We start from the raw sequence: 2,368 nt of genomic DNA on the forward strand, positions 1-2,368 counted from the left end.
GAAGCAATCCAAATCCAACTTGTAAAAAAAGGAAGCAGTGCACCAGGAAGTACAAACAATTGTTTTTATAAAAGATAAATAATCAAAAGGTAAATAATAGGCAACAGTACTAAACAACAGTTTTAGATACTGAATGACCTAATAGTTACCTTTTTTGTTTTGAAGGAAAATAACACTTGACGAAAAATGACGGGGGGGGGGTATACTTTTTTTAGATATATTATTTCTTTAATGAAATAGTACATTATATTTTTAAGGGAGGGAAAGATATAATGAAAAAAGTGCTAAAGCTTTTTGTTGTCTTTAGTATGTGTCTATCACAACTGTTTTTTGCTGCATTATACAGTAATGTAAGCGCTATCCAAGATGACGACCAAATAGTTGAAGAAGTCGATCAAGATAATACAGAAAAAGATACAACTAGCGAAACAACACAGGATGAAAGTGAAAATAATAATGGAGAGGAGATAGAAAATAATACAGTAACAGAAGAAACTGATAACTTAGATTCTGAAAGTAATGATGTACATGTGGTACAAGCTTTTAATGAGAATACTGAAAAAGAAGTTGTTAATATAAATGAATCATGGACATTTACAAACTATGATAATAAATCATCTACTGTTAATTTACCTTATTGTTGGGAATATGTTCACCCTACAATGTCTTATATTCCTCAAATGAATTCAAAAACTTGTACATATGAAAAAACATTAGATGTTAGCAAATATAAAAATAAAAATCTCTTTTTAAAATTTTATGGTGCTAATAAAAATACAGTTCTTTATATTGATGGTAAAAAAGTAGGAGAGCATGTTGGTGGCTTTTCTGCATTTATTTTTGATATAACAGAATATGTTAAAAATGATACAATTAAAATTAAAGTAGAAACAGTAAATATTGATACTGCTTCTATTCCTGTTAATAGCGATTTTACACATTGGGCAGGATTATATAGAGACGTAGAACTTATTGCAACTAATGATGCATATATTTCTACAGAAGATAATGGGACAAAAGGAATCTATGTTTCTCAAAGTTTTTCAGGAAATAATGCAATTGCTAAAATAAAAACTAAGTTTAGTTCTAAAGGAAATGAGAATAAAGATTTTAAAGTAGTAACAACAATTTTAAATAATGAAGGTCAAGAAGTTTCAAAGAATGAACAAAATATCAATTTATTAGCTAATACAACTTGTCAAGAAAATGTACAAGAATTAACAGTTGAAAATGTACATCGTTGGAATGGTACAAAAGATCCTTATTTATATACTGTAAAAGTCGAATTGAAAGACATGGAAGAAAATGTATATGATAGTCAAACGCAAAAAGTAGGATTTAGAACTTTTAAAGTAAAAGATGGTAATTTTTATTTAAATGGAAAATTATATAAGTTAAATGGGGTAGGTATGCATCAAGATAGGGAAGGCTATGGGAATGCAACTACTAAAGAAATGAAAGAAGAAGATATCAATACCATTATGGAAATGGGTGCAAATGCTATTAGAACTGCACATTATGCGCATGATCAATCTTTATATGATTTAGCAGATGAAAAAGGACTTATCGTATGGACTGAAATACCATTTTATTTATTAATGGCAGATACAACAACTTTTAGAGAAACAACAAAACAACAATTAGTGGAACTTATTAGGCAAAACTATAATCATCCATCAATTATTTGTTGGGGAATTCAAAATGAAGTAAATACAAATCCTCAGTTTGCTTCATATGGTCAAGAATTCAATGTAAGTACAAAAACTTTAAGTGCATTTATGAAAGAATTAGCTTCATTGGCTAAAAAAGAAGATTCATCAAGATTTGTCGTACAAGCACATATTGATGGAACTGAAAAATTAAAGGAAAGTTTAAATTGGACTAGAAATTCAGATATAGATTATACAGGTTTTAATTTGTATTATGGATTTAAAACAGAAGTAAAAGCTGCAGATGAAACAGGTAGAGAAATAATTAAAGATCTTTATTCAAATAAAATAGATTCTAGCTGTGATCTATTAGGACAAGATTCTATAATTATTTCTGAATATGGTGCAGGTGGAAATATTGATCAACATGCTACTATTAATTCTGATTTTTCGTGGAGTGGGAATGACACTGCTATTAAGGAACATCCCGAAGAATATCAATCATATGTATTAGAATCAGCATATGATGCGATTTCTAAGCAAGATAATGTATGGGTTGCTTTTGTTTGGAATATGTTTGATTTTTCAAGCTATAGAAATTCAGGTGGTAAAGAAAGAACAAACAATAAAGGCCTAGTTTGTTATGATCATAAAACCAGAAAAGTGAAGTGAACTGAAAAAGTTGGACAACTTAGGAGGTTCACTTTTTATTATGGCTA

Annotated in this window: 1 protein-coding gene; it reads left to right on the plus strand. The window is 28.9% G+C overall.

The window, feature by feature from the left end:
- The first annotated feature begins 272 nt into the window (after positions 1-272).
- The gene (locus LJD32_RS14790) at positions 273-2,321 is read left to right on the plus strand and encodes a glycoside hydrolase family 2 protein (RefSeq protein WP_227392801.1); all 2,049 of its coding nucleotides are present in this window, start codon (positions 273-275) and stop codon (positions 2,319-2,321) included.
- Positions 2,322-2,368 lie beyond the last annotated feature (47 nt).

Source organism: Faecalibacillus sp. TM498 (assembly GCF_020589955.1).
GTDB classification, from domain to species: domain Bacteria; phylum Bacillota_I; class Bacilli_A; order Erysipelotrichales; family Coprobacillaceae; genus Faecalibacillus; species Faecalibacillus intestinalis.

Bases quoted from the DNA above. Each gene is read 5' to 3' on its own strand.
- LJD32_RS14790 (WP_227392801.1), top strand. From the start codon at position 273: ATGAAAAAAGTGCTAAAGCTTTTTGTTGTCTTTAGTATGTGTCTATCA.